Genomic DNA, 21,221 nt, shown 5'->3' with positions numbered 1-21,221 from the left:
AATTATAGGTACTATCGTGGCACTGTTTTTAAATTAACATATTGGTAACAATGTTTATCGATATGTTTTTTATACAACAATAAAGCACAATTATTCAGTAACGGATTACTGTTGTAGCAATGATAAGGATTTTGTATGCACTTAAAAAAATTAAGTTTCTTAGCTATTTTACTGCTGTCTCTCGGTTTAACGGGCTGCGGTAGTGATAACTTAGACACGGTAAGTAGTAATAATAGTGATAGCACAGGGGATACTTCCGATAATACTAGTGATAATACTAGTGATAGTTCTGGCGATAACTCCGATGATAGTTCAGGTGATAACACTTACACTGCATCAGGTAACTTCACCCCAAAGATTATTCAACGCGGTCAGACATTTACTTTCACATATACTTTAGACAAAATACCGGATGTTGCGGTCGATTACGCGATCTCGATTTCAGGAACAGCAGTACAAGGTAGCAGCGAAGACTATACGATAAGCAATGTATCAACGCTAACATTTCCAGTAGGTTCAACCACTACAAGCCTAACCATTCAAACCAATAAAAAAGGTGATGTCTACGATGCTCGTACATTGTTACTTACCTTTACCGGCTCAACAGGTGATCCTGCGACTTTATCTTTATTAATATCAGGTAATGTCAATTTAAACGATACAGGCATGACAACCTATTCTGACACCAGTGATTTCACTCTTACCACGCAAGCAAGTGGAAATTACGCCTTACAAGATGCCGCTTATGGACTCGATGTCATTATCAATTCAGACGCAACAGTAAATAATGGCGGCGATAGCCAAGATACGAGCAGTGTTTTTTACAAAAACAGTCGCGATGTGGATAGCTTAGATCCAGAATATAAAGGTAAGGCTGGATTTCGATTTGTAAAAATAGCCAATAATGGCATGCCAGTGACTGCAAACAATAGCAGTTATAGCTGTGTAAAAGATGAGATCACCGGATTAACATGGCAAGTAAAATCCCAGACAAATACACTCACGAACAGCGAAGTTGACCCTGCTCTCCCAGCAAAATATCAAATGGCAGAAGAACCTCGTTACAATGCTGCCAACTTTAGCTATCCATGGGAAGCATCTGCGTTATCTGGCGTTGGACCTGGCTGGCATCATGGTTCACCAAACAATAACAACGACAGCTTTACCATGAGTACGGATCCAGCTGGATTTGCCAATAGTCTCTGCGGTTACAATAGTGGTTACGGTGATCGTGAACTTGCCTTATATTGTGCCTCTGGTAGTTATGCTAACGAAACTAATTTCTTAAAAATATGCGGAGAAAGTAACTGGGTAGTACCAACGGTAGAACAGCTGCGCAGTATTATGAACTATGAACAAGTGAATGATTACAGCACCATTGCTACCGACAAACATGCTCTTGATAAAACCTTCTTTGATTGTGCAACAGAAGATTGTGTGATTAATAATAACGGCGTAAATGGTTCGATTTATTGGACGAGTTCATCAGTGAAAGGGGCAGCTGGCCTTGCTTGGTGTGTGAATTTAGAAACAGGTAATGTTCAGACATGTAATAAACAAGAATACCATAAAGTACTAGTGGTCAGCAGTAATATCCCTAGTGAATTCTTAAATCCAACAACTGATGACGCAGAATAAGAGGCGATATTACAATGAAAAAAATACCCTTGTTACTTATTTGCGCTGGACTATTTAGCTCACATGTCTTTGCGGCATCAGATCCAGTCAATTTAAACTGTGATGCAACATTACAACAAGATTATACACCATCTGATTTTATTGATAATCATGATGGTACCGTCGTTGATCTGCGTACTAGTCTAGTATGGGCAAAGTGTACAATAGGACAAAGTTATAACCGAACCTCAAATACTTGCTCTGGTAGTGGAGCAATAAGTTTTGCGACCTGGGAGGAAGCCTTACTTGGCGCTGAAGCACATAGTGTCAATAATATTAGCGATTGGCGATTACCAAACATTAAAGAGCTTGGTTCACTCATTGATCGCAGTTGTGCAGAGCCCGCGATTAATCTTACTTTATTCCCAAATGCTATATCGAGTATTTATTATAGCAGTACACCTTACAAGGGGTCTGCAGATCTTACATTACCCTATTCGATTACACATTTAGTCTCTCGAGTGATTGATTTTTCCAACGGTACTGAAGTGCCTTTTTCTCAACATGATAGTTCGTTAACGACTTATGCGGTGCGCGCAGTAAAAGGTGGCTATCGCTAATCGATATGTTTATCGATTAAGATCAAAAACGGCGAGCTAAGCTCGCCGTTTTCATTAGTTATAAAACCTTACACCATCAAGCTTAAATCAACTCTAATTCAACCATAGCAGCGCGAATTTCATCTTTTGTACCTTGGGTCAGTTCAATAACAGGTAAACGGCACTCAGGTTCACACAAGCCTAACAACGACACAGCGTACTTCACACCTGCTGGACTTGTTTCTTTAAACATTAAGCTATGAAGCGTGATCAAGCGATCTTGTAATTCTCTCGCTTCATTATATTTACCCGCAAACGTTAATTCTTGTACTTGTGCATACAGTTTTGGCGCTACGTTTGCAGACACCGAGATCAAACCGTTACCACCCGAGACATTATAAGCAACCGTGGTGCAATCATCTCCAGAAAGGAAAGAGAAATCACCTTTAATTAATTGACGTTCTAACCAAGGACGCGACAGATCACCTGTTGCATCTTTAATACCGACCACATTTTTCAATTCAGCCATACGCGCTAACGTTTCAGGTTGAATATCGACAATCGCACGACCAGGGATATTGTAAACTATGATAGGCAGATCATTATTATCGTTAATCGCTTTAAAATGTTGGAATAAACCTTCCTGACAAGGACGGTTGTAATAACCAGCCACATGTAACGTCGCGATAGCACCGGCAGCTTGAGCATGATTAGATAACATGATCGCGTCGGTTGGATTATTTGAACCCGCGCCTGCAATAACCGGTAAACGGCCTGCAGCTTGGCTGACAACGATATCAAGAATTTGGCAATGCTCTTCTAATGATAATGTTGGACATTCACCAGTGGTACCCACAGCAACAATACCATGCGTACCCTGTTCTACATGCCAGTCAACGAGATTACGTAATGCTGGTTCATCAATTTTATTATTTTTAAACGGGGTAACCAAAGCAACAATTGAGCCTTTAAGTAATGCTTTCATTGCTGCTTTATCGGTGACCGGTGAGTTAACACTCATAGAAGCTCCATTTCAGTTATAAAAAAACCTCGAATACATAAATTGCGGTCGAGGTTTCTATAGGGATTTATATGTTCTCGAATCACATGCTACGTTGGCTTTAATTTGCCTTGTTTATCTTGTTTTCGTTTTAAAGTAAGCATGTGACGTTCTCATTTTGATGAAAAAACATTTAAGCGTTTATTATTTATCGTTTAATAATTCGTTATTCACCGCAAAATGTCAAGCGGGATCATGTATAAGCAACATCAAACCGCCAATCCCACGAGGCAAAGCCATAGCCAAACGACTGATGGCATGTGCAATTTACAAACCGAAAGGGGAAGATATTGAAGTAGTTTGGGTATATACTCTCCGACCAAATCTTCGACCAAATTAAGTAAAGAGCCCAGACCCATGATCAGCAATAGTTATACCCTAGCCAGTCAATTACTCGAACGTAATACTGCATATTTTGAAGACAAAGACCTGTTGATTGCGGGTTACATCGAAGATACATACCCGACAGAATTAGCTAAAATAGCAAAAAAAGTGACGTTATTCAGCTACGATTATTCCGCTAAACTACATTATGATAACGTCAGTAATATTGATAATCATTGCTCGACTGAATATCAAGCCGTTAAGAAACACCAAGTTGCGTTGATTTACATGTCAAAATCAAAAGCAGAAGTAACATATCTATTAGCCAACATCACCGAACATCTTGAAGATGGCGCGATGATCTTCATGGTGGGTGAAAACAATGCCGGTATTCGCAGTGCCAATAAATTCTTTGCCCCGTATGGCGATATTTGTAACAAACTAGATGCAGCACGTCGTAGCTCGCTGTTTGTAACGGAACTAAATAAGCCAGTTGCTAAATTTGTTCAAGATGATTGGGTTACAACATTCCCTATCACAGTGAATAGCATTGAGTTAACAGTATGTACATTACCTGGCGTATTTAGCCACGGTAAGCTGGATACGGGCAGTAAAATTCTACTTAATAACTTACACAAGAAACCATCCGGTCGTGTGCTTGATCTGGGTTGTGGTGCCGGTATTATCGGTAGTTATATCGCTAAACGTTTCCCTGCAAGTAAAGTGGAAATGACAGATGTGAGCGCGCTTGCGGTTAAATCGAGTCAATTGACCTTAGCGGCGAATGAATTAGCCGGTCAAGCTTACCTTTCTGATGTGTATTCTGATATTAGCGGTAAATTTGATTATATTATTTCTAACCCACCTTTCCATGCTGGTTTAAAAACCCACTATGCAAGTACTGAGACATTCTTAAAAGAAGCCAATGGTTACATTAATCCACGCGGTCATTTAGTTTTAGTGGCAAATAGCTTCCTTAAATATCCAGAAATCATCGAAGCAAGTTTTGGACATTGTTTATTACAAATAAAATCATCTAAATTTGCTGTCTATTACGCGAATAAATAAGTCGCCAATAAATAGTTATGCACATAACGCATTGCGTTAATAAATAGCATAAATAAAAACGCCCATCACAATTCAATTGTGATGGGCGTTTTACTATTAATCAAAAATTATTTACCTTAAATAATTCACCTTAAATTCAGCTCGGTATTATTAAGGTTAATAGTTACATTTAATTAAGCGTCTCTTGCTTCTGCAGATAGCTCGTCAATACGTTTTTTCATGATGGCATGTACGTCAGTTGATAACTTTCTTACCGAACTACGCTCTAATCCCACCGTTGGAATCGGTGCCATGATCTCAATAATCACTTCGCCATTATCCCAGCGGTTTAATTTAATCTTGTTATGCGTATTTGAACAACACACTGGCACAATCGGTACTTCCGCTTGAATTGCAGTATGGAATGCGCCAGTTTTAAACGGTAATAAACCACGGCCACGGCTACGCGTACCTTCGGCAAACATCCAAATACTCAAGTGACCTTTACGGATACGATCTGCCACTGCAGAAATAGTACCGAACGCTTTGCTTTTGTTATTACGGTCGATCAGGATATTACCTGACAGCCAATAAACAAAACCAAAAATAGGTACCCAAACTAAGCTTTTTTTGCCAACTGATACAGTACCCGGTTGTACCGCAGCTGTCATCGTGACCAAATCATAGTTGTTTTGATGATTACCAACAAATACATACGGGCCAGCATCATTCAAACCAGCGGGTTTACGGACTATTAGCTTCACCCCAAAAATACGCGCCAAACGAGAGAAGTTTCGCGCCACACATGCCACGTGTTTTGGATGACGAGGCTGTAAACTAAAGCGTAATATACTCATGATCAGTAAATAGATCATAAATAGTAAAACCAAGATTAAACGACTAATTAATAACATTTGTAACCCTCTTTTAACATGGCTGCAGTATACCTAGCCGATACTCAGTGTACAAGCGTTAGCTGAGTTATTCATCCACGACTTCTAACGTATCAACTCGCTGTAATCCGCGTGGTAATTTGAAGCCACGACGTCCACGTTCACCTTTATAATGTTCTAAATCAGCAGGTTTTAAGGTTAATTTACGTTTACCCGCATAAAGTGTCACCGACTGTCCTTCCGGCACAATTGTCAGCATTTGCACAAATTCTTCACGGCTTTTAACCCGTGCGGATGGAATATTCATTAATTTATTACCTTTACCTTTCGATAATAATGGTAATGACGATAGCGGGAAAATCAACATCCGGCCTTCGTTAGAGATAATTAAACAATGGTCTGTGGCTATATCTGTCACGGCTTGTGGCTCAATCACTAAACCAGCAGCAGGTAAGGTTAATAATGCTTTACCATTTTTATTACGACTGATCATGTCACTGAACTTGCCAATGAAACCATAACCCGCATCAGAACTGAGTAAGTATTGCTGACTATCATCCGCCATCAGCGCATGCACAAAGGTTTTCCCAGCCGCTAAGGTAAATCGGGTCGTTAATGGCTCACCCTGGCTACGTGCAGAAGGCAATGTGTGTGCATCAAGTGCAAACGAACGACCACTCGAATCAATAAATACCGCAGGACAATTACTGCGTCCTTCTGCGGCATCTTTATAACCATCGCTGGCTTTATAACTGAGTCCTTTGGCATCAACATCATGGCCTTTAGCACAACGTGCCCAGCCTTGTTGCGATAACACCACGGTCACGGCTTCATTTGGCATTAATTCTTTTTCGGTTAAGGCTTTCGCTTCTTTACGCTCGATGATCGGTGAACGACGTTCATCACCAAATTTCTCGGCATCCGCAATTAATTCTTTTTTAACCAAGGTTGCTAGGCGGCGATCTGAACTTAACAGTTGCTCAAGTTTGTGACGCTCGGTATTTAACTCACCTTGCTCGCCACGAATACGCATTTCTTCTAGTTTCGCTAAATGACGTAATTTTAGTTCTAATACCGCTTCTGCTTGTTTAACCGACAAATCAAAGCGACTTATTAATTCCGCTTTTGGATCATCATAATTACGAATAATATCAATCACTTCATCAATATTTAAGAATGCGATCAATAAACCATCAAGCATATGCAGACGTGAAAGTACTTTATCCAAGCGGAATTGCAGACGGCGACGCACCGTGCTGTGGCGGAATACCAACCATTCAGATAATATTTTCTTTAAGCCTTTAACTTGTGGTTTCTCATTCAAACCGATCATATTCAAGTTAACGCGGAAGTTTTTTTCAAGATCAGTACTGGCAAATAAATGCGCCATTAACTGCTCGATATCAATACGGTTAGAACGAGGGATAATGACGAGTCGGGTTGGATTTTCGTGATCCGATTCATCACGTAAGTCTGCCACCATCGGCAATTTCTTGGCCTGCATTTGCGCCGCAATTTGCTCTAAAATCTTACCACCAGAAACCTGATGTGGCAGCGCGCTGATCACAATATCACCACTTTCAATGGTAAATACCGCGCGCATTTTAATGCTGCCTTTACCGGTTTCGTAGATCTTGGCGATGTCTTTTTCTGGGGTGATAATTTCCGCTTCAGTCGGGTAATCAGGACCTTTCACATAAGCCATCAGTTCTGACAATTCTGCTTTTGGATTATCAATCAGATGTAAGCACGCATTCGTCACTTCGCGTACATTATGCGGTGGAATATCCGTCGCCATACCAACCGCAATACCGGTCACACCATTTAACAGGATGTGTGGTAACCGTGCAGGTAATAATTGTGGCTCCTTCATGGTGCCATCGAAGTTAGGTGACCAGTCAACCGTACCCAAACCAACTTCACCTAATAATACTTCCGCAAACTTGGATAATTTAGCTTCGGTATAACGCATTGCCGCAAATGATTTCGGATCATCCGGCGCACCCCAGTTACCCTGACCATCGACTAATGGATAACGATAAGAGAAAGGTTGTGCCATGAGTACCATAGCTTCATAACAAGCACTATCACCATGGGGATGATATTTACCCAATACGTCACCAACAGTACGCGCTGACTTCTTATATTTAGCCCCCGCATGCAAGCCAAGCTCAGACATAGCATAGGTAATGCGGCGTTGAACTGGCTTTAATCCATCACCAATATGAGGCAAGGCACGATCCATGATCACATACATGGAATAGTTCAAATATGCTTGCTCGGTAAATTCCCTTAGCGGTTGTTCTTCGACACCTTCTAAGCTCATATCAATAACGTCAGTCATCAAGATTCCTGTTATTTAGAATAAATAAAAATTTCACAATCAAAAGCGAAACAACATATGCTATTTTTAAGCATTTATATTATGATGAAACGCGCAATAAAATCATCTTAGATAATCACAACAAATTGTGTAATTTAAGTAAGTTATAGATAGTTATTTCAACTATAACCCGCCAATATTGTAATTATCTAAGGTGATTTTGGTTAGCTCAAAATCCGATCAAAACAAAAATGACAGGAAATTAATCATGAGGAGCAGTGCATTATATTCTCTTATCGAAAAAACTAAATTATTATTTCCATCATTAACAATACGCGTCAAGGTGTTACGTAGCGTGTATAAATCACTACCAAGTATTCACCGTAAATTACTGCCTCCGGTATTACTCGCTGTCGTGGTATTACTTATGCTGCCAGCAACCAATGATACAGCCAACAGCCAAGCCGGAACCAGCGCACGAAAATCCATTACGCTGACGGTCGCACCAACTCAAAATGTAGCAAATAAAGCGGGCCTAGAACATAATCAAACCAACAATACCTCGCCGCCAGTTAAAATTAAACTACTCGACCCTGAATATATCGACGGAGAATGGCGTGCCCATGTGATCCGCAAGGGCGATTCTGTTTACCGTATTTTCCGTCAATACGATATTCCGTCAGCAATACTGCATGATTTAATTGCATTACGGCCACAATACATTACCCAGGTCAGACCTGGACAAATCATGTCATTTTATATTGCGACAACAGGTGAGTTAATCCAACTGAGAATTACTGATGTAGATAATGAACCCGTGCTATTTTCGTTACGTGAAGATGGCAGTTACATTTATCACTAACATAGCTCTCAATTAACCTAGTCGGGAGAAGTTAAGCACACACTTGATTTCGCCCTGATTCTTTGGCTTTATACAGTAGTTTGTCTGCCGCTATAATCACTTCGTCAGGGCTTGTTGTTGAACTTCGCTCCTGGGCAACACCGATACTGATTGTAACCTTAACAGTTTTGTCAATAAACTCCTCTCGACAACTGTCCGTATTGTTAGCGCCTTCTTCCTGTGGTTCTCTACGCTCGACGGGTTGGCGAATTTGAAAAGGATAATCAGCAATTAATACTCTAATTTCGTTTAAGTAACCGACACAATCGAGTGCCGATTTACCTTTAAATAAGATAGTAAATTCTTCTCCACCGTAACGAAATACTCTACCTCGTCCTTTCACTGTCGCCAATTGCGACGCCACCATTTTTAATACCGAATCACCAATATCATGGCCATAGGCATCATTGAATTTTTTAAAGCGATCAATATCCAACATGGCAATACTGTACTTACCACTCAACTGAGCCAGTTCAATATTGAGCGCACGACGACCCGGAATACGGGTAAGATCATCAATAAAAGCTTGTTCATGGCTACGTTTTAATATACTTAACAGCAGTACAATCGCACTGATGGTAAACATGCTGGCCGATATCCACTGCTGCTCAAACTCAACCACAGTCAATGTACACGCCAGTAGCGCACTCAGAAATGCTTGATCGGAAGACACATCTCTAAACAGCATGAGTATCGCCGCAATCAGCACCGCACAGATCAATAAACCCAGTAATATGTTGGGTAATACCGACACATCACCGAATACCAAGATCCAAGGTTCTATTGCAGTCAACAAGCTGGTCACCAAAGGTAATTGTTCGGGCTGAATAAACCAATAGAAAACGGCAGCTTGTAAGATAAAGATAGCGTGATATGAAAGTGCTTTAAAGGAGAACAGTGAGCGTTCGGGTAAGAATAATAACAACACTAAATTTGCCGGTAATAACAACACCAGAAAATAATATTCAAATAACGTACTGCCAACCGCCAGCGGGGTTTGTAAACGTTGTTGGATAACGTTGTAAGCCACCAGCATCAGCAGCGCAGCAAAACCACTACGACCTTGCTTAAAGAAGTGACTTAGTATGATCACAAGCATAAATAATATATTCGGTAATTCAACCAACATGCCTTGCTGCGCAGTTGAAAGCACAGCAAAAAACGGCGGGAGTAAAAGTCCTGCAAACATAATTACAAATGTAAGTAATAACCTTAAATACATTGACGTCACTTACTGCAATAGCGCAAATCAGCGCTGTAATTTATATTAACCAGATCCAATTTGCTCTGGTACCAGTACAATTTTCTATTCACTCGATTCAACTTTAGTGATCTACTAACTTGCTTCAAGTTTAGCGATCTATTAGCTAGGTTCAATTTTAGCAATATAGTAATTAACAGAAATAGCGGCTGAGCTCAATCCCATACCAATCGCGGTAATAAACAACAACATGACCTCGTTAAATACTAACCCCTCAATACTAAACTCGGTATTATATAACTGAGCAAGGTTGAGCACGGTATCTTCCATCCAATACACCATAAATATAGTCACTAACCAAGCTAAAATACCACCGATAGCGCCATACCAAAATCCGGTATATAAAAATGGTCGTTGCACAAATGCATTGGTCGCGCCAATTAATTTTAATACTTCAATTTCAGCACGGTTAGATAAAATATTTAAGCGGATGGTATTGCCAGTAATTAATAATACTGAACTTAATAATAGAACTGAAACAACTAACACGGCATCACTAAAAATAGAAATAATCCCTTCTAACCGTGCTAACCACATAATATCCAGCTTACCCTGTTGCACCTCAGGCTCACGCTCTAGCTTAGCCAGTAACTCTTGTGCGGCAATGGAACTGCGGTAATAAGGCTTAGGAGTGACCACGACGACGGCCGGTAATGGGTTATGGTCTAACAGGGTTAATGCCGATACTAACCCAGAAGTACGCTTAAATTCTTCCATGCCCTGTTCTTTGGAAATGTACTCAAAGCTATCAACCTCTTTGTAGGTCTTTAAGCGATGCAGTAAATTTTTATAACGAGACTCAGGTAAATCTTTTTTTAAGAATAAATTAATGTCTGTCGGACTGCTCCATTCCTGGCTTACTGCTTGGCTATTTTTTAATACCACGTACAAGGTGCTGGGTAAGGCTAAACTAACCCCGAGTACCAACATGGTCATCAATGATGCAATCGGCGTACGCCACACATCTGCCAAGCTCGATATAGCTTGATGAATATGCTGCTGGCAACGAATTTGAATACGTTTAATTAAGGTAGCATCAGGTTTGTTGGGTTGCTTGTTCATATTAAATCCCTTGTAACTCGTCATTACACATCTCACCAGCCTTAATACGTAAGGTGCGATAACGCATTTTAGCAATCAAGCCCAAATCATGAGTAGCAATCAATACTGAGGTACCAGTACGGTTAAATTCTTCAAATAACTTGATGATTTCCATTGATAACTGCGGGTCTAAATTACCCGTGGGTTCATCCGCAAGCAACAATTTGGGGCGAGAAATAATCGCCCTGGCAATACCCACCCGTTGTTGCTCACCACCAGAAAGCATCGGTGGATAGCACTTGGCTTTATTGTATAAACCCACTTTATCTAATGCCGCCAACACCCTATTTTTAACTTGTTTCGCGGTATAACCCTTGATAATCAAAGGCAATGCAACATTATCAAAAATGGTACGGTCGACGAGTAGTCGGTGATCTTGAAAAATGATACCAATATCACGGCGTAGAAAGGGAATGTCAGCTTTATTGATCTTACTGACATTGCGACCATTAAGGATAACATCGCCTGCGCTTGGTCGTTCTAACATGCTAATTAGTTTTAATAAGGTACTTTTACCGGCGCCAGAAGGTCCTGTTAAAAAGGCCATTTCACCTTTCTCAAGATGAAAATTAACTTTCTGTAATGCGCAGAGACTGCCAGGGTAAACTTTAGATACATTATCAAACCGAATCATGATGACCGCGTCCTTGGTGTGTGCTCGTATAGAAATCTAGAATAGTGAAATACAATACTCACCGAATTAACGATGAGTATGTAGGTAAATATACTGCTCGCGTTATTTTTTATCTTCGCTACTAAACAGCGCTTCAATAAACTCTTCCGAGTTGAAGGTACGTAAATCATCAATACCTTCACCAATGCCGATAAAACGGATTGGGATCTCAAATTTATCTGCCACGGCAAAGATAACGCCACCTTTAGCCGTACCATCTAACTTGGTGATAGTAATGCCGGTAAGACCCACAGCCTCTTTAAACAGCTGCGCTTGGCTCAAGGCATTTTGCCCCGTACCCGCATCAATCGTTAACATGATCTCGTGTGGCGCAGTTGCATCGTGTTTGCGCATGACGCGGACGACTTTCTTCAGTTCATCCATCAAGTGCGCTTTATTTTGCAAACGACCCGCAGTATCGGCGATCAGCACATCTACGTCTTTCGCGGTTGCCGACTGCATCGCATCAAATAATACCGAGGCACTATCTGCGCCAGTGTGTTGGGCAACCACAGGGATGCCGTTACGATCCCCCCATACTTGTAACTGCTCAACAGCGGCAGCACGGAATGTATCACCTGCCGCTAGCATTACCGATTTACCTTCAGCTTGGAATTTCTTCGCCATCTTGCCGATAGTCGTGGTTTTACCAACACCGTTCACACCAACCATTAAGATCACGTGTGGCTTGTTGTTACTGTCAATCACTAGCGGCTGCTCAACTTTGTGCAACATATCCGCCATATCTTTTTTCAAGATATCGTACAGCGCTTCAGCATCTTTTAATTGTTTACGTGATGCTTGTTGCGTTAGATTATCAATAATACGTTTGGTTGTTGCGACACCCAAATCGGCAATCAATAACTGCTCTTCAAGTTCTTCAAATAAGTCATCATCGATATGCTTGCCACGGAAAAAGCTTTTAAAGCCACTACCGATATTACCCTTGGTACGTGATAAACCACGCTTTAAACGAGTAAAGAATTTGTCTTTATTAACAGGTTCATCTACTTCAGAACCCGCTGTTTGAATATCCGCAGGAGCATCTTTAATCACTTCAGCTTGCGTAACAGGGTTTTGCTCTGTTACCGCGAGTTCAGAATTCTCAGACTCGACGGTTTCAGGCTCAACTGCAGCTACTTCAGGTTCAGCAACAATGATGTTAGTTTCAGTCGCAACTACATTAGCATCAGTCACTACTATATTTGCTTCAGTAACAGTATGGTCATCAGCCGTTGTTGCACTGCTTTTTTCGAAGTCAGCGATAAGTTGTAAGTCAGCTGCTCTACGACGCGCTTTTTCGTCGCCACTCTCGTCATCACTAGCAACCAGTACTTCAGTGTTAACTTTGTCTTCATCCGTGTTGTTTGCTTCTTTTTTACCGAAACCAAACCAATTTTTTATGCTTTTTTTTGCCATTTTTAGAAAACCTTACTTTCGCCAGTCTTGAACTGCTACAATGACCCAATATCAATATGTTGACATATATTATCACCTTTCTGTCCAGACAAAGAATTACTATGGCAAAATCTAGCACAAAACAACAAAATCAACGTCCTTCTGGACACATTCGGATCATCAGTGGCCAATGGCGCGGCCGAAAACTCCCAGTTAAAGATGTTATTGGTCTACGCCCGACCACCGACCGGATAAAAGAAACCGTATTTAACTGGTTATCCCCCTATGTCCGTGACAGTCATTGTTTAGATCTGTTTGCTGGCAGTGGCGGGTTAATCTTTGAAGCCTTATCCCGCTATGCTGAAACTGGCCTACTGTTTGAAAAAGACGCCGGCGCAGCGACGCAGCTACAACAAAACATTCATTTGTTAAAAGCCGATAATGCCCAATTAGTACGTGGCGATACACTGCAATTGTTAACCAAAACACCGACTCAAGTATCGACCCAAGCTCCAGCACTAGGCTATGACTTAATATTTATCGACCCACCTTTCCGTCAAGACTTACTGGAAGACTGCTGTGCCAAGCTGGAAGCAAACAATTGGTTAAGTGCTGATGCGGTGATTTATATCGAGCGTGAGAAAGAATTGAATCAAGTTAAGTTGCCCGCTAATTGGGCTATCTTAAAAGAAAAACAAGCAGGACAAGTTTGTTTTGAATTGTATCAGCGTCAGCAATAACTTAATAATACAGTTACTAAAGTACAAGCTGAAATCCATTAATTCGTACTTAACTGACGGTATTGGCGTGGTGATATACCCACCAGTTTTTTAAAGTAGCGCCCCATGTGGCTTTGGTTAGCAAAGCCACACTGCAACGCTATATCAGCCATACTGACCTGCCCATTGCATACACGTAACTTCACTTGTTCTATGCGAACCGCCAATAAATAAGCTTGTGGTGTTTGTGCCATGCTTTGTTTAAACATCCGACAAAAATGATATTCACTCAGTTGCGCTAAGTCAGCCAGTTCGGCAAGATAAACCTGACGATGGAAGTTAGCCTGCATATAATCACACACTAACGCTGCAACCTTTGGTGATAAGCCACCTTTCACCGCGGTGGTTAATTTAGTGATGCCCATATTCTGCAGCATCGACACTAAGATAGTATTCGTCACTTGTTCCATCGCAAGGTGATCATGTCCGCTCTGCCAATCACTGGTCGCCATGCAATGACGAAACAAGGCTTCGGTAGCAGCATCATTGGTAAAGGTTAATTCCGGCAGCTGTAACATCCGCGGATCAATATCAAATACTTTCAGCGCCAGCTGTTTGAGGTAATCATCACTAAAATATAAGTGCATGAATTGCTGTGTTTGCCCCAGTTGCCAATGACTTTCAGAATCTTTTGGCATCAGGCAAAATTTACCTGGCGCGCCAAACCCAGAATTCACATCAGTACGGTGGGTTTCATAACCGCCAGACATGTACAAACTCAACGTGTGCTGCTTATTATTCACATAATATAAGCGGTCATGTTCATTTTGATAATGCGCCCACGACAGTGCATCCGTTAACGACGTTTGTCGTAAACAGATCTTACTGGTCGATTGTTCGAAGCTAGTTGCACTGGGCTCAAGTTGAGATAAGGCAATATCCAGCTGTTGGTCCATTACTGGTTTTATTAACGGCATAACAAAATATTACCATTAATGGCAGATTGCTCAACTGATACCGTGATCAGGCTAATCATTAAACCGCAATATTGTGTTAGTTTTACCGACATCGTGATATTTCCGACATCAGAATACCTGCATAATGCAGACTAATTAATTGTGGTCGTAATAAAGAAGGAACCGCTATGTCAGCATTACTCTATGTTTCAATGATATTTATTTGGGGTTTTTCATGGATATCAATCAAGTGGCAACACGGTGATGTGCCGATGGAAGTCTCAATCTTTTACCGCTTTGCAATTGCGGCAGCGGTCATGTTTGTTATCGGTAAACTTTGGGGCAAACTGCAACCCGTAAAACGTAAAGACCATGCTTTTTTGGCACTGCAAGGCGTGTGTTTATTCTGTTGTAATTTCCTCGCCTTTTACAGCGCGACTTTGTATATACCCAGTGGTTTAGTGGCGGTGTTTATGGCAAGCGCACCGGTATTCAACGCTTTTCACAGTAAGCTGTTTTACAAAACCCAAATCAATGCTAATTTTTGGTTCGGTGCCATACTTGGACTTGCCGGTATTAGCTTGTTGTTTGCGAGTGATTTACTGCAAACAGATTGGTCGCAAGATACTTTGTACGGTCTGTTATTTGCCCTACTTGGCACCTGGTGTTTCTCGATTGGTAATATGCTGAGCATACGTAATACCAAGAATAATGTGCAGCCCTTTACCGCCACCAGCTATGCCATGGTTTATGGCTGTATTGCACTATTAGTGATTATCTTAGTCCGTGGCATCTCGTTTGAATTTACGATGACGACACAATACATCGGCAGTTTATTGTATCTCGCCATTCCGGCATCGGTACTTGGCTTTACCTTTTATCTTATCTTAGTCGATCGTCTAGGCGCCAGTAATGCTGCGTATATCTTAGTCATCACCCCGGTTGTAGCCTTGAGTGTCTCTGCGGTATTTGAAGATTATCATTGGACGCTGTATTCAACGCTGGGACTGGTATTGGTGATATTAGGCAATGTATTAACCCAACGTAAGAAGCCCTTGCTGGTACGCACTAAAGTGCAGTCATTGCCGGTAAATTAATAATTACTAGCAGGTCTATCGCTGATAGGAAGATATAAAAATGCCCGTATAGTTAATTCACTTACGGGCATTTTTTATTCTGTAAGAACACCAGCTATCACCGAGTATTCATTAAACTAAGCCTGCTATTATTAACAGAGCGTGTTTAATCAATACGGTTCAAACTCTACAGATTAATCAGGCGCATATCCTAAGTTAGGCCCTAACCAACGTTCGGCTTCTTCAAGCGTCATGTTTTTACGCTCTGCATAATCTTTCACTTGGTCTTCTTGAATCGAGGCAACCGCAAAATAACGCGATTCAGGATGGGAAAATATCAACCCAGATACCGCCGCACCCGGCCACATTGCATACGAAGAGGTGAGCTTCATACCGATACTGTCTGGATCTAGCAACTCCCAGATCGTACCCTTCTCGGTATGCTCAGGACAGGCTGCATAACCCGGTGCCGGACGAATACCTTGGTACTTCTCACGGATCAGGTCATCGTTACTCCACTCTTCGGTCTGCGTGAACCCCCACTCTTCTTTACGTACGAGTTCATGTAGACGCTCGGCCATCGCTTCCGCTAAACGGTCACACACAGACTGGATCAGAATCGCGTTGTAATCATCTTCAATACCTTTGAAGTAATTCGCTACGTCATCTTCACCAATACCACCAGTAACGGCAAATGCGCCAATATAATCAAACTTACCTGAATCTTTCGGCGCCACAAAATCAGCAAGGCTATTATTGTACTGCCCTGGTTTTTTCTTGGTTTGCTGACGTAGGTGCTCCAGTTTGGTTAATACCTGTGACCGCGTTTCATCGGTATATACTTCGATAGTATCGTCATTTACCGTATTAGCAGGGAATAAACCAATCACGCCATTTACAGATATTTTATAATCGTCAGGCACGCCTTCAAGCCCAGCGCCACCTTCTTCTAAACGATCCAGCATGTCATTTGCGTCATTAAATAAACTGGTCGCTTCGACACCAACCACTTCATCGGTAAGAATACGCGGATATTTACCCGCCAGAGTCCAAGTCATGAAGAACGGTGTCCAATCGATGTATTTGCGCAATTCCGCAATCGAGTAACTAATGTATTTTTTCACACCCAATGTTTTCGGTACTGGCGGCGTATAGTTAACCCAATCAATGGGTGCTTTATTGGCACGTGCCACTTCGAGTGTTACCGGAGCACTACGTGGTCGCTTGCGGGCATGTTGCTCACGCGCCACCTCGTATTCTTTCGCCATTCTCGCGACAAGTTCAGGCTTCTTGGTTTCTGACAATAATGCCGCTACCACACCGACTGCGCGTGATGCATTGGAAACATAGATAACCGGTTCGTCATAGTTTTGCTCAATCTTCACCGCGGTATGCGCTTTGGATGTGGTTGCACCACCAATCAGGATCGGCAGTTTAAAGCCTTTACGCTGGCACTCTTTCGCCACATGCACCATTTCATCGAGTGACGGGGTGATCAAACCGGATAGACCGATAATGTCGCAGTTTTCTTCCACTGCTTTTTTCAGAATATCATCACACGAGACCATCACGCCCATATCAACGATCTCATAGTTATTACACTGCAGCACCACGCCGACAATATTTTTGCCGATATCGTGAACGTCGCCTTTTACAGTGGCTAATAATATTCGACCATTTGACGAACTTTTTTGTTTTGATGCTTCAATGTAAGGATTTAAGTAAGATACCGCCCGTTTCATTACCCGCGCAGATTTAACCACCTGGGGTAAGAACATTTTACCGGCACCAAACAAATCACCAACCGCATTCATGCCGTCCATCAATGGACCTTCGATCACTTCTAATGGCAAGGTTGCTTGTTGGCGTGCTTCTTCGGTATCTTCTTCGATAAATTCAGTAATACCTTTAATTAAGGCGTACTCTAGACGTTTATTCACCTCAAAGCTGCGCCATTCCTGGGTTTCAGCTTCGACTTCAACACCTGAATCGCGGTACTTCTCGGCAAGAGCGAGCAGCGCTTCCGTGGCATTATCATTGCGATTAAGGATCACATCTTCCACACCATCCAACAGATCTTTCGGCAGATCATCATAGATCGCCAACTGCCCCGCATTCACAATACCCATATCCATGCCTTCACGGATACAGTAGTACAAGAACACGGCATGGATCGCTTCACGCAACGGGTTGTTACCACGGAACGAGAAGGATACGTTAGAGACACCGCCCGAGATCATGGCATGCGGTAATTCACGTTTAATGTCTTTCACTGCTTCAATGAAATCAACCGCATAGTTATTATGCTCATCAATACCGGTGGCAACGGCAAAGATATTTGGATCGAAAATAATATCTTCCGGCGGGAAATTAACTTCATTCACCAGGATGTCGTAAGAACGCTTACAAATTTGAAACTTACGTTCTTGGGTATCCGCTTGGCCATCTTCATCGAAGGCCATCACAATCATAGCAGCGCCGTAACGACGGATTAATTTAGCTTGATGGCGGAAGTTATCTTCACCCTCTTTAAGCGAGATTGAGTTAACAATCGCTTTGCCCTGTACGCATTTCAGGCCCGCTTCAATAATTTCCCATTTCGACGAATCGATCATGATAGGCACTTTCGAAATGTCGGGTTCTGACGCAACCAGATTTAAAAATCGCTCCATACAATGCAACGAATCCAACATGCCTTCATCCATATTGATATCGATGATCTGTGCACCAGATTCAACTTGCTGCAGAGCAACATGCAGGGCTTCGTCGTAGTTTTCTTCTTTAATCAGACGTTTGAAGCGTGCCGAGCCGGTAACGTTGGTACGTTCACCGACGTTAACAAACAAGCTGTCTTTCTTTATCGTTAATGGCTCAAGTCCACTTAAACGACAGGCGATTTCGATTTCAGGTAATTGACGTGGCTTAACGCCTTCAACAGCATCAGCCATCGCCTTAATATGTTCTGGCGTGGTACCACAACAACCACCGACCATATTTAAGAAGCCGGCTTCAGCCCATTCCTTAATATGCACAGCCATGTCTTCCGGGCTTAAATCATATTCACCGAACGCATTAGGTAAACCGGCATTAGGATGCGCGGTGACATAACTTTCTGAGATACGTGATAGTTCGTCGACATATTGACGTAATTCATCCGGGCCTAATGCACAGTTAAGACCAAAAGTGATCGGTTCGGCATGGCGTAATGAATTATAAAATGCTTCTGTGGTTTGACCCGTCAGTGTACGACCCGAGGCATCGGTAATGGTACCTGAGATCATAATAGGTAATTCAAAGCCAAGTTCTTCAAATACGGTTTTAACCGCAAAGACCGCCGCTTTAGCATTCAAGGTATCAAAGATAGTTTCGATGAGAATAATATCGGAACCGCCTTCGATTAACGCTTTGGTTGATTCGATATACGCTTCAACCATAAGATCAAAAGAGGTATTACGGAAAGCGGGATCATTTACGTCCGGTGAAATAGAACAAGTACGGTTAGTTGGACCCAGAACACCGGCCACAAAACGGGGACGGTCCGGGTTTTCTGCGGTTTTTTCATCGGCAACTTGACGGGCGATACGCGCGGCTTCACGGTTAATCTCTGCCGATAATGATTCCATATCATAATCAGCCATCGCGATAGTCGTGGCATTGAAGGTATTGGTTTCAAGAATATCGGCGCCCGCGTCGAGGTACTCTTTATGAATGTCAGCAATGAGCTGTGGCTTACTTAATACCAATAAATCATTGTTACCTTTGACGTCGCAATGCCAGTCAGCAAAGCGTTCACCACGGTAATCAGCTTCTTGTAATTTATAGTCTTGGATCATCGTACCCATGCCGCCATCGATAAGCATGATACGTTGTTTTAATTGCTGTTCCAGCTGCTGTTTATTTTTTATAGTCGCCACAAGATCCCTCGTTAATGTACTGCAGACCCAATCCTGAGTCTTATTATTTGATACTAATCTACATGCACTCGTGGCATTTATAGATCGTTTAAGTCATATGGCGTTTGTTGATAAACATAATAGTTTAACCAGTTGCTATAGAGCAGATTACCATGACTGCGCCAAGTAACAAGAGGGGCATTTTCAGCATTATCGTCTTTATAATAATTAGTCGGTACTTCGGCTTCAACACCATCGACAACATCACGCATATATTCTTGGTGTAAGGTGTCGGCACTGTATTCAGGGTGGCCAGTGACAAATACCTGACGGAAGTCTTTTGATGCAGCTAAATACACCCCTGTCTCATCATTCGCAGCTAAGATATCGAGATCTGTATCTGCAAACATCTCTGCTGAGAAATTGGCATAACGCGACATAGGCACGGGGAATTCATCATCAAAACCACGTACTAATGGGTTATGAGGGTGGAAAGTTTGCTGTGGATAGACCCCGGAAAATTTTGTCTCGTGGACTTTTTTATCAATGCCGTGCAAGATTTTTAATGCCGCTTGTGCAGCCCAGCATAAGAATAAAGTAGATACCACGTGGGTTTTAGACCAGTTAATGATCTCTTCGATTTGTGGCCAATACACCACGTCATCATGACCGACTAAACCTAATGGTGCACCGGTAATAATTAAACCATCATAATTATTGTGGCGAATGCGCTCAAAGTCATGATAAAACTCATCAATATGTTCTTGCGGGGTATTTTTGGAGGCGCGATAGTCAATCCGTAATAGCTCTACATTGACTTGCAGTGGCGTATTCGATAATAACCGTAATATTTGATTTTCAGTCTCAATTTTTTTCGGCATAAGGTTAAGAACAACCACTGCAGCGGTCTGATTCTTGCTTGGTTGCGCGAGACTCGAGCATCACAAAAATATTTTCATTACCTAATATTTCAGCAGCCGGTAGCCCGTCTTTAATTCTAATCGGCATTATTCCCATCCTTAAGTAATATACTAGCCATCCAGAAGTCTACCCCAATTATCTAGTCGTTGTAAATGTTCTAACTCATTTAATCTCATATAAAGCTAAGTTGACCATAACTTCCTACTTCAGTTGACCATAATCATGTTTATGTATAGGATCGCCAACTTGCAAGGAGCGCGACCTATTGCCAATGGATTGATACCCAAGTTACTTCAAGATGCTATATCAGAGACGAGCAGGGATATCAGAACAAGGCGCAATATGTAGATAATGGTTATTCCATTTTCAAATATTGTAACGCTGTGCTGTTATTCCTGCTCGCCTCCCGTAGGGCAAATCGAATGAAGGTATCTTCGACGTTATGAAGTCTTGATTTAG

At 41.9% G+C, this 21,221-nt stretch carries 15 protein-coding genes and 1 pseudogene; 6 read left to right on the top strand and 10 right to left on the bottom strand.

Going from position 1 to position 21,221, the window contains the following annotated elements; all coding sequences use genetic code 11:
• Positions 1–135 precede the first annotated feature (135 nt).
• Both PE36_RS09390 and PE36_RS09385 read left to right on the top strand, forming a co-directional pair.
• A complete protein-coding gene (locus tag PE36_RS09390; RefSeq protein WP_006031773.1) occupies positions 136–1,638 on the top strand; it encodes a DUF1566 domain-containing protein in 1,503 nt (500 codons plus the stop codon).
• A 14-nt stretch (positions 1,639–1,652) separates the two neighbouring features.
• The gene (locus PE36_RS09385; RefSeq protein ID WP_006031772.1) at positions 1,653–2,237 is read left to right on the top strand and encodes a DUF1566 domain-containing protein; all 585 of its coding nucleotides are present in this window, start codon (positions 1,653–1,655) and stop codon (positions 2,235–2,237) included.
• A gap of 82 nt (positions 2,238–2,319) precedes the next feature.
• Here the strand turns inward: PE36_RS09385 and dapA are convergent, their stop codons facing one another.
• Complete coding sequence (gene dapA / locus PE36_RS09380) at positions 2,320–3,237, bottom strand: 4-hydroxy-tetrahydrodipicolinate synthase (RefSeq protein ID WP_006031771.1); 918 nt, start codon at positions 3,235–3,237, stop codon at positions 2,320–2,322.
• A 396-nt stretch (positions 3,238–3,633) separates the two neighbouring features.
• On the opposite strand from dapA, the gene rsmC reads away from it, so the two are divergent.
• A complete protein-coding gene (gene rsmC, locus PE36_RS09375; RefSeq protein WP_006031769.1) occupies positions 3,634–4,668 on the top strand; it encodes a 16S rRNA (guanine(1207)-N(2))-methyltransferase RsmC in 1,035 nt (344 codons plus the stop codon).
• A gap of 173 nt (positions 4,669–4,841) precedes the next feature.
• Here rsmC and PE36_RS09370 read toward each other — a convergent pair whose 3' ends face one another.
• Positions 4,842–5,561: a 1-acylglycerol-3-phosphate O-acyltransferase gene (locus tag PE36_RS09370; RefSeq protein ID WP_006031768.1), complete on the bottom strand. Its 720-nt coding sequence runs from the start codon at positions 5,559–5,561 to the stop codon at positions 4,842–4,844.
• A gap of 67 nt (positions 5,562–5,628) precedes the next feature.
• The gene (parC, locus tag PE36_RS09365) at positions 5,629–7,884 is read right to left on the bottom strand and encodes a DNA topoisomerase IV subunit A (protein WP_006031767.1); all 2,256 of its coding nucleotides are present in this window, start codon (positions 7,882–7,884) and stop codon (positions 5,629–5,631) included.
• A gap of 334 nt (positions 7,885–8,218) precedes the next feature.
• Between parC and PE36_RS09360 the strand changes: the two genes are divergently transcribed.
• Complete coding sequence (locus PE36_RS09360) at positions 8,219–8,725, top strand: LysM-like peptidoglycan-binding domain-containing protein (protein ID WP_232286558.1); 507 nt, start codon at positions 8,219–8,221, stop codon at positions 8,723–8,725.
• A gap of 31 nt (positions 8,726–8,756) precedes the next feature.
• On the opposite strand, the gene PE36_RS09355 is transcribed toward PE36_RS09360, so the two are convergent.
• The 4 genes from PE36_RS09355 to ftsY form a co-directional block, all read right to left on the bottom strand.
• Entirely contained in the window at positions 8,757–9,953 is a 1,197-nt protein-coding gene (locus PE36_RS09355) for a GGDEF domain-containing protein (protein ID WP_232286557.1), read from the bottom strand.
• A gap of 174 nt (positions 9,954–10,127) precedes the next feature.
• On the bottom strand, positions 10,128–11,087 hold the full coding sequence (gene ftsX / locus PE36_RS09350) for a permease-like cell division protein FtsX (RefSeq protein WP_006031764.1): 960 nt from the start codon (positions 11,085–11,087) through the stop codon (positions 10,128–10,130).
• Between the two features lies 1 nt (position 11,088).
• The gene (ftsE, locus tag PE36_RS09345; RefSeq protein ID WP_006031763.1) at positions 11,089–11,760 is read right to left on the bottom strand and encodes a cell division ATP-binding protein FtsE; all 672 of its coding nucleotides are present in this window, start codon (positions 11,758–11,760) and stop codon (positions 11,089–11,091) included.
• Between the two features lie 102 nt (positions 11,761–11,862).
• The gene (gene ftsY, locus PE36_RS09340; RefSeq protein ID WP_006031762.1) at positions 11,863–13,218 is read right to left on the bottom strand and encodes a signal recognition particle-docking protein FtsY; all 1,356 of its coding nucleotides are present in this window, start codon (positions 13,216–13,218) and stop codon (positions 11,863–11,865) included.
• Between the two features lie 101 nt (positions 13,219–13,319).
• Here ftsY and rsmD point away from each other — a divergent pair, with 101 nt between their 5' ends.
• Entirely contained in the window at positions 13,320–13,937 is a 618-nt protein-coding gene (gene rsmD / locus PE36_RS09335; protein WP_006031761.1) for a 16S rRNA (guanine(966)-N(2))-methyltransferase RsmD, read from the top strand.
• Positions 13,938–13,975: 38 nt separating this feature from the next.
• Here the strand turns inward: rsmD and PE36_RS09330 are convergent, their stop codons facing one another.
• Positions 13,976–14,893, bottom strand: coding sequence for a helix-turn-helix domain-containing protein (locus PE36_RS09330; protein WP_006031760.1), 918 nt, complete (start codon positions 14,891–14,893; stop codon positions 13,976–13,978).
• Between the two features lie 167 nt (positions 14,894–15,060).
• On the opposite strand from PE36_RS09330, the gene PE36_RS09325 reads away from it, so the two are divergent.
• The gene (locus PE36_RS09325) at positions 15,061–15,969 is read left to right on the top strand and encodes a DMT family transporter (protein ID WP_006031758.1); all 909 of its coding nucleotides are present in this window, start codon (positions 15,061–15,063) and stop codon (positions 15,967–15,969) included.
• Between the two features lie 173 nt (positions 15,970–16,142).
• Here the strand turns inward: PE36_RS09325 and metH are convergent, their stop codons facing one another.
• Positions 16,143–19,862 carry a methionine synthase gene (gene metH, locus PE36_RS09320; protein ID WP_006031757.1) on the bottom strand — a complete coding sequence of 1,240 codons (3,720 nt, stop codon included), beginning with the start codon at positions 19,860–19,862 and terminating at the stop codon, positions 16,143–16,145.
• 77 nt (positions 19,863–19,939) lie between these two features.
• Positions 19,940–20,849: pseudogene (gene metA / locus PE36_RS09315) on the bottom strand (homoserine O-succinyltransferase).
• Positions 20,850–21,221: the final 372 nt, after the last annotated feature.

The sequence above is a fragment of the Moritella sp. PE36 genome (genome assembly GCF_000170855.1).
Taxonomy (GTDB): Bacteria; Pseudomonadota; Gammaproteobacteria; order Enterobacterales; family Moritellaceae; genus Moritella.
The sequence above is the reverse complement of the archived record's forward strand: the minus strand, read 5'-3'. Positions and strand labels throughout refer to the sequence as shown.

Excerpts from the sequence above, each read along its gene's own strand:
- PE36_RS09390 (WP_006031773.1), top strand. The coding sequence starts at position 136 with ATGCACTTAAAAAAATTAAGTTTCTTAGCTATTTTACTGCTGTCTCTC.
- PE36_RS09385 (WP_006031772.1), top strand. The coding sequence starts at position 1,653 with ATGAAAAAAATACCCTTGTTACTTATTTGCGCTGGACTATTTAGCTCA.
- dapA (WP_006031771.1), bottom strand. The coding sequence starts at position 3,237 with ATGAGTGTTAACTCACCGGTCACCGATAAAGCAGCAATGAAAGCATTA.
- rsmC (WP_006031769.1), top strand. The coding sequence starts at position 3,634 with ATGATCAGCAATAGTTATACCCTAGCCAGTCAATTACTCGAACGTAAT.
- PE36_RS09370 (WP_006031768.1), bottom strand. The coding sequence starts at position 5,561 with ATGTTATTAATTAGTCGTTTAATCTTGGTTTTACTATTTATGATCTAT.
- parC (WP_006031767.1), bottom strand. The coding sequence starts at position 7,884 with ATGACTGACGTTATTGATATGAGCTTAGAAGGTGTCGAAGAACAACCG.
- PE36_RS09355 (WP_232286557.1), bottom strand. The coding sequence starts at position 9,953 with ATGTTTGCAGGACTTTTACTCCCGCCGTTTTTTGCTGTGCTTTCAACT.
- ftsX (WP_006031764.1), bottom strand. The coding sequence starts at position 11,087 with ATGAACAAGCAACCCAACAAACCTGATGCTACCTTAATTAAACGTATT.
- ftsE (WP_006031763.1), bottom strand. The coding sequence starts at position 11,760 with ATGATTCGGTTTGATAATGTATCTAAAGTTTACCCTGGCAGTCTCTGC.
- ftsY (WP_006031762.1), bottom strand. The coding sequence starts at position 13,218 with ATGGCAAAAAAAAGCATAAAAAATTGGTTTGGTTTCGGTAAAAAAGAA.
- rsmD (WP_006031761.1), top strand. The coding sequence starts at position 13,320 with ATGGCAAAATCTAGCACAAAACAACAAAATCAACGTCCTTCTGGACAC.
- PE36_RS09330 (WP_006031760.1), bottom strand. The coding sequence starts at position 14,893 with ATGCCGTTAATAAAACCAGTAATGGACCAACAGCTGGATATTGCCTTA.
- PE36_RS09325 (WP_006031758.1), top strand. The coding sequence starts at position 15,061 with ATGTCAGCATTACTCTATGTTTCAATGATATTTATTTGGGGTTTTTCA.